This is a genomic window from Streptomyces sp. RPT161, assembly GCF_027533845.1.
In the GTDB taxonomy this organism is placed as follows: Bacteria; Actinomycetota; Actinomycetes; order Streptomycetales; family Streptomycetaceae; genus Streptantibioticus_A; species Streptantibioticus_A silvisoli_A.
This window is the reverse complement of sequence record NZ_JAPZVN010000107.1, coordinates 1-519: the sequence shown is the minus strand read 5'-3', so window position 1 is coordinate 519 and position 519 is coordinate 1. Positions and strand designations below refer to the sequence as shown.

1 protein-coding gene is annotated in these 519 nt (G+C 65.7%); it reads left to right on the top strand.

Features of this window, described 5'->3' with window-relative positions; all coding sequences use genetic code 11:
- Positions 1 to 519 (top strand): Hsp70 family protein (locus tag O5O46_RS35115; protein ID WP_269859745.1); only part of this gene is annotated, 519 nt, incomplete at both ends.

Here is a 519-nt window from a genome sequence, read left to right as displayed (position 1 = left end):
GGCCAAGATCGAGCTGTCCTCGTCCACCGAGACCTCGATCAACCTGCCGTACATCACGGCGTCCGCCGAGGGCCCGCTGCACCTGGACGAGAAGCTCACCCGCGCCCAGTTCCAGCAGCTCACCGCAGACCTGCTGGAGCGCTGCAAGACCCCGTTCCACAACGTGATCAAGGACGCCGGCATCCAGCTGTCCGAGATCGACCACGTGGTGCTGGTCGGTGGCTCCACCCGTATGCCCGCCGTCGCTGAGCTGGTCCGCGAGCTGACCGGCGGCAAGGAGGCGAACAAGGGCGTCAACCCGGACGAGGTCGTGGCGATCGGCGCCAGCCTCCAGGCCGGTGTGCTCAAGGGTGAGGTCAAGGACGTCCTGCTGCTGGACGTCACGCCGCTGTCTCTCGGTATCGAGACCAAGGGCGGCATCATGACCAAGCTGATCGAGCGCAACACCACGATCCCGACGAAGCGTTCGGAGATCTTCACCACGGCCGAGGACAACCAGCCGTCGGTGCAGATCCAGGT